The following is a 6,197-nucleotide window of genomic DNA, read 5'->3' on the forward strand; positions in this document are numbered from 1 at the left end:
CCGCTCGGCCACTCAGGATTCGCCGGCCAGCCGCGCCAGCAGTGCGCGCAGGTCGGCGATGGCGCCCTGCGCCTCATCCGGCAGGAAGCGGCCGGCCGGACGCCCCAGGCCAGGGGCCAGCACATCGGCCTCGATCACGCGCATTTCCGACAGCGAGAAGGGCTCGCCGGTGGTCAGGATGCCCTCCTCGATCCAGCTCTGCAGGCTGGCGATCAGCGGCATGTGGCTGACCACCACCAGCTCCTCGGCCTGCTCGCGCAGGATCAGCGACAGCGCCTGCTCGGCACGCAGCGGATCGCCCTCGGGCACCAGTGCCTCGAGCTGCTCGGGCTCGCCCAGGCCCAGCGTCTGCTGCACCACCGAGGCGGTCTGGCGGGCACGCAACAGGGGACTGCAGACCAGCCTCACCGGGCCGGCGATCTGGCCGCAGAGCCAGTCCGCCGCGGCTTCGGCCTGCGCCCAGCCGAGATCGGTCAGCTCGCGCAGGTCATCGCTGGCCGCCTCGGGCTCGGCCTCGGCATGGCGCAGCAGATAGACCCGCATGCTCAGGCCTCGCCCGGCTTGGGCAGCACGAACTCGACATCGCTGCTCTGACTGCCCAGCATCATGGCCAGCACCACGTCATACAGGCTGCGCTTGTTGAAGATGATCTCGTGCAGGCCGGTCACCAGCGGCATGCGGATGCCCAGCTCGTCGGCCTTGTGCCTGACCATCTGGATGGTGTTGATGCCTTCGGCAGTCTGCTCCAGCTCCTCGACGATCTCCTCCAGCGTCTGCCCCTGGCCGATGGCGAAGCCGACCTGGTAATTGCGGCTCAATGGCGAGGAACAGGTGGCCACCAGATCGCCGACTCCGGCGAGGCCGAGGAAGGTCAGCGGGTTGGCGCCGAGGTGCACGGCGAAGCGGCTCATTTCCGCCAGCGAGCGTGTCAGCAGCATGGCGCGGGTGTTCTCGCCGAGCTTGTGCGCGGCCGCCATGCCGGAGGCCACGGCGTAGATGTTCTTGAGCGCGCCGCTGAGCTCGACGCCGTAGATGTCGGAGTTGGAGAACACGCGGAAGTGGGCGCACGACAGGACCGCGTGCACGGCCGTGCGCAGGCCTTCGTCGGGACTGGCCACCACGGTGCCGGCGAGCTGGCGGGCCATGATCTCCTTGGCCAGGTTGGGACCGCTGATGACGCCGATGCGCGTCAGCCCGGACTCCTCGCGCAGGATCTCGCTCATCAGCGCGAAGCTGTCCTTCTCGATGCCCTTGGTGGTGCTGACCAGCATCTGCTCCGGACGGAAGGCCGGGCGTGCCGCCTTCAGCACCGAGCGGAAAGCCTTGCTGGGAATGGAGACGAAAACGACATCGGCAGCGGCGACCGTGGCCTGCAGGTCGTCGCTGAACATCAGCTCGGGCGCCAGCGGGAAACCGGGCAGATAGCGCGTGTTCTCGTGATGCTCGCGCATGTCGGCGAGCTGCTGCGGATCACGCAGCCAGAGTGTCGTGGCATGACCGTTGCTGGCCGCCAGATTGGCGATCACGGTGCCGAAACTGCCGCCACCGAGTACCGCGACCTTGTACTGGGTCATATGGAAATCCTTGCGGCGAAATACCCGGAACCACACGGGAAGATGCCCGGATTATACCGGGCACCCTTTCGCCGCCAAGGAATTCTGTCGGACGATCCGGTCGGGTGGCGGGGGAATGAACAACGCAGCGGTCTGGTGTGGGACCGGGAAAACACGCTTTGCTACAGTTTTCCCGGTCCCACACCAGACCGCTGCATCGAAAGATTCCCCACCACGCCGGCCTCCTGGGGGAACTGCGGATATGCCTGCGGGGCGTGCCGGGCGGAAAACTGTAGCGCTTTTCAGCGTGTTTTCCGCCCGGCACGCCCCGCAGGCAGCACCACTGTCCGCTCAGAGCAGGCTCTGGATGCGCCGCACGTAGGCCGCCGGATCCTCCAGCTGCGCGCCTTCGGCGAGCGCGGCCTGGTCCAGCAGCACCAGCGCCAGATCACGGAAGCGGGCTTCGTCGGCCTCGCCGGCCAGGCGCTCGACCAGGCGATGCGCCGGGTTGATCTCGAGGATGGGCTTGACCTCGGGCAGCTTCTGGCCGGCGGCCTCCATGAGCTGGCGCATCTGGAACCCGGGATCGAAAGCGTCGAGCACCAGGCAGGTCGGCGACTCGCTCAGGCGGCTGGTGGTGCGCACTTCCTTGACGCGCTCGGCGAGCACCGCCTGCAGGCGCTGCACCACCGCCTCGGCCTGCCGGCTCTGGGCCTCGCTGACCTCGGGTGCGGCGTCGGCCTCATCGCCGGCGATCTTCGACAGATCGACCAGGCCCTTGCCGATGTGCTGGAACGGCTTCCCGTCGAACTCGGTCAGGTAGCTCATCATCCACTCGTCGATGCGATCGGTGAGCAGCAGCACCTCCACGCCCTTGCGGCGGAAGAGCTCCAGGTGCGGACTCTGGCTGGCCGTGGTGTAGTTGTCGGCAGTCAGGTAGTAGATGGTGTCCTGGCCTTCCTTCAGACGGCCGACGTAATCGGCCAGCGAGACCACCGGCGCACCCTCGCCGGTGGTGCTGGAGGCGAAACGCAGCAGGCGCGCGACCTTGCCCTGGTTGGCGTGATCCTCGGCCACGCCTTCCTTCAGCACCTGGCCGAAGGCGGCATGGAATTTCGCGTAGGTCTGCGCACCCGCCTCCGAAGTGTCATCCGCAAGCCTGGCGATCATGTCGAGCGCGCGCTTGGTCAGGGCCGACTTCATGCTGTCGATCACGTCCGACGACTGCAGCAGTTCGCGCGACACATTCAGCGGCAGGTCGGCGGAGTCGACCACGCCCTTGATGAAGCGCAGGTACATCGGCAGGAACTGCTCGGCATCATCGCGGATGAACACGCGCTGCACGTAGAGCTTGAGGCCGCGGGCGCCATCGCGCTGGTAGAGGTCGAACGGCGCCCGGCCCGGCACGTAGAGCAGCGAGGTGTACTCCAGCTTGCCCTCGACCTTGTTGTGGCTCCAGGCCAGCGGGTCGTCGAAGTCATGCGCGATGTGCTTGTAGAAAGCCTGGTATTCGTCGTCCTTGACCTCGGTGCGCGGACGCGTCCACAGCGCCTTTGCCTGGTTGACCACCTCCCATTCGGCCGCCGCCTGCGTCTCGCCTTCGGCAGCGGCAGGCGCCGGCTGGCGCAGGTGCACCGGCAGCGCGATGTGCTCGGCGTACTTGCGGATGATGCCGCGCAGACGCCACTCGTCGGCAAACTCCTTCGAGGCCTCGCGCAGATGCAGGGTGATGCTGGTGCCGCGCTGCGGCACATCCACCGTCTCGACGCTGAACTCGCCTTCGCCGGCCGACTCCCAGCGCACGCCCTGGTCCGCCGGCAGACCGGCGCGGCGGGTGGTCAGCGCGACGCGGTCGGCGACCACGAAGGCCGAATAGAAGCCGACGCCGAACTGGCCGATGAGCTGGCTGTCCTGCTTCTGGTCACCGCTCAGGTTGTTCAGGAACTCGGCGGTGCCCGAACGCGCGATGGTGCCGAGGTTGCGCACCACCTCGTCGCGACTCATGCCGATGCCGTTGTCACGCAGGGTGATGGTGCCGGCCTCGCTGTCGACCTCCAGCCAGATGCCCAGCTCGGGGTCATCGGCCAGCAGGGAAGCATCGGACAGCGCCTCGAAGCGCAGCTTGTCGGCGGCGTCGGACGCGTTCGACACCAGCTCGCGCAGGAAGATCTCGGGGTTGCTGTAGAGCGAGTGGATCATCAGCTGCAGCAGTTTCGAGACCTCGGTCTGGAAGCCCAGGGTCTCGCGGGAATTCAGGTTGTCAGTGCTCATGGCAAGCGCCTCGCGGATGCATCGTGGTGCGGATCGGTACGGAAAAGCCCGTGGCCGGACCAAAGTCCCCGGCCTGCCAGTGGATATGGTGGCAACGACGGAAATCTCAAGCCTGCCGTTCGTCTGCAAATTGACCGCCAGGACGCTTCCAAGCCCGGTCAAACGGTCTACACTCGGTCGATCCCCTGCCTGCGCGCCGCGTACAGCCGGTCTGCGCCGAGGGATACCCCACAACAAGAGGATTGCACTATGAAGAAGATCATGGCTGTGGCACTGCTGGCCGGCATGAGCTCCGTCTCTTTCGCTGACCAGGACGTCGGCTGCGGTGTCGGCACCATCCTGTGGGCAGGCCAGTCCGGCCTGGTGCCGAAAGTGCTCGCCGCGACCACCAACGGCACCCTGGGCAACCAGACCTTCGGCATCTCCACCGGTACCCTGGGCTGCCAGCAGAACGGCGCCATCACCTCGCGCGTGCGCCTGACCATGTACACCGGCTCCAACATCGAGAAGCTGGCCCGCGACATGTCCGTCGGCCAGGGTGAAAGCCTGAACGTGCTCGCTGACCTGATGGGCGTGCCGGAACAGGACAAGCCGGTCTTCTTCCAGGCTGCGCGTGACAACTTCGGCAAGATCTTCGCCCCGGCCAACCAGACCGCCGGCCAGGTGCTCGACGCCCTCAACGCCGTCATGGCCGAAGACGCCCAGCTCGCCGGCTACATCAAGGCCTGACCTCCGGCGTGCACATGCCGACGGTCTTTCGCCGCGTCAGAGCCCTGCTTCGGCAGGGCTCTTTCATTCTGGCCGCGCTGCCGCTGTCAGTGACTGCCGCGCCGGTCATCCCCCCCGGCAACGCCGATGCCGGCGCACGGGCCCTGACCGCGCTGGCGACCGACCCGTACTGGCATCGCCTGCTGCGCGATCCGTCGCCGGATGACACCCGCTACCGCAGCCAGGCCGACCGCACCGACTTCTTCCTGTCGCCGCAGGGCGCGCAGGATGCCGGCGCCGAACTCGAGGCCACGCTCGCCGCCTTCGCCGAACCCCGGACCGGCAAGGCCGATGACCATCCCGCCTGCCGCTTCCCGGCCCGCCACCGCTGGCTGGCGCAGCGCCTGCCCGAAGCCGCCGCGCAATGGCCGCTGGCGGACTGCCCCGAGCTGAAGACCTGGCTGGAAGCACTGGACACCGCGCAGGTCACCCTGGTGTTCGCCAGCGACTACCTGAACAACCCGTCATCCATGTTCGGCCACACCCTGCTGCGCCTGGATGCCCGCACCCAGACCGATGACAACCGCCTGCTCGCCTACGCCATCAACTATTCCGCGCAGACCAACACCAGCAACGGCCTGGAGTTCGCCTGGAAGGGCCTGACCGGCGGCTACCCCGGTGCGTTCTCGCTGCTGCCCTATTACGAGAAGGTCAAGGAATACAACGACTGGGAAAGTCGCGACCTCTGGGAATACGAGCTGGCCCTGACGCAGGATGAAACCGATGCGCTGATCCTGGCCTACTGGGAATGGCGCCAGCTCACCGCGCCCTACTATTTCCTCAGCCGCAACTGCTCCTACGAGCTGCTCGGCCTGCTTGAAATGGCGCGCCCCGGCCTGCGCCTGCAGGAGCAGTTCCCGGTCCAGGCCATTCCCACCGACACCCTGCGCGCCGTGCTCGACCAGCCCGGCCTGCTGCGCCGCGTGACCTGGCGCGCCGCCAGCGGCACCCGCCAGCGCGTGGCCGTGGAGCGCAATGCGCCGGCGGTGAACCGCGCCGCGCTGGCGCTGATGCAGGCCCCGGACAGCCCGGTGCTCGCCACGCTCACGCCCGAGCAGCAGGGCCAGGCACTGGAGACCGCCTACGACGACCTGTACAGCCGCTACATCGCGCGCGAAGTGCCGAAGGCGGACACGCCGGAGACCCTGCGACAGCTGCTGGTGATGCGCAGCCGCGTGCCGGTGCCCGACCAGCGCGTGACACCTGTCCGGCCAGTCGTCGACCCGGCCGGCGGGCACGGCACCAGCCGCTGGGGCGTGGCCGTCGGCCACGATCACGAGGATTTCGCCGTGCTGCGCATCCGGCCGGCCTACCACGACTGGCTCGATGCCAGCGGCGGTTACCGCGACGGCGCGCGCATCGACTTCCTCGACATCAACCTGCGCGCCGACCACGACGGACTTGGCATCGAAGAAGCCACGCTGGTCGGCATCGATTCGCTGGCGCCGGCCAATGGCCTGCGCCAGCCGCTGTCGTGGGCGGTCCGTTTCGGCATCGATCGCGCCCTGCCCGACCGGCGCGCGCGTCATGACAACCCGCGCCGGCACGCCATGACCGTGCTGGAGGGTGGCGCCGGCCTCAGCCTGCGCGCCGGCCAGGCGCTCT

The 6,197-nt window shown here is 67.9% G+C and carries 5 protein-coding genes; 2 read left to right on the forward strand and 3 right to left on the reverse strand.

The window, feature by feature from the left end:
• Positions 1-12: 12 nt before the first annotated feature.
• From C5O18_RS05455 to htpG, 3 genes are all read right to left on the reverse strand, one after another.
• Positions 13-543, reverse strand: a complete 531-nt coding sequence (locus tag C5O18_RS05455) for a SixA phosphatase family protein (protein ID WP_105192168.1) — start codon at positions 541-543, stop codon at positions 13-15.
• Between the two features lie 2 nt (positions 544-545).
• Positions 546-1,574 carry an NAD(P)H-dependent glycerol-3-phosphate dehydrogenase gene (locus C5O18_RS05460; RefSeq protein WP_105192170.1) on the reverse strand — a complete coding sequence of 343 codons (1,029 nt, stop codon included), beginning with the start codon at positions 1,572-1,574 and terminating at the stop codon, positions 546-548.
• A gap of 330 nt (positions 1,575-1,904) precedes the next feature.
• Positions 1,905-3,824 (reverse strand): molecular chaperone HtpG, encoded by a 1,920-nt coding sequence (htpG, locus tag C5O18_RS05465; protein WP_105192172.1) that lies wholly within the window; start codon positions 3,822-3,824, stop codon positions 1,905-1,907.
• 249 nt (positions 3,825-4,073) lie between these two features.
• Here htpG and C5O18_RS05470 point away from each other — a divergent pair, with 249 nt between their 5' ends.
• Complete coding sequence (locus C5O18_RS05470) at positions 4,074-4,553, forward strand: DUF3015 family protein (protein ID WP_105192174.1); 480 nt, start codon at positions 4,074-4,076, stop codon at positions 4,551-4,553.
• Between the two features lie 14 nt (positions 4,554-4,567).
• Positions 4,568-6,197 (forward strand): Lnb N-terminal periplasmic domain-containing protein (locus C5O18_RS05475; protein WP_146089226.1); only part of this gene is annotated, 1,630 nt, incomplete at its 3' end.

Origin of the sequence: Amnimonas aquatica (assembly GCF_002943415.1) — a bacterium.
Lineage (GTDB): Bacteria > Pseudomonadota > Gammaproteobacteria > Pseudomonadales > Moraxellaceae > Perlucidibaca > Perlucidibaca aquatica_A.

What these genes read in the sequence shown, in the direction of transcription:
- C5O18_RS05470 (WP_105192174.1), top strand. Translation starts at nt 4,074, where the DNA reads ATGAAGAAGATCATGGCTGTGGCACTGCTGGCCGGCATGAGCTCCGTC.
- C5O18_RS05455 (WP_105192168.1), bottom strand. Translation starts at nt 543, where the DNA reads ATGCGGGTCTATCTGCTGCGCCATGCCGAGGCCGAGCCCGAGGCGGCC.
- C5O18_RS05460 (WP_105192170.1), bottom strand. Translation starts at nt 1,574, where the DNA reads ATGACCCAGTACAAGGTCGCGGTACTCGGTGGCGGCAGTTTCGGCACC.
- htpG (WP_105192172.1), bottom strand. Translation starts at nt 3,824, where the DNA reads ATGAGCACTGACAACCTGAATTCCCGCGAGACCCTGGGCTTCCAGACC.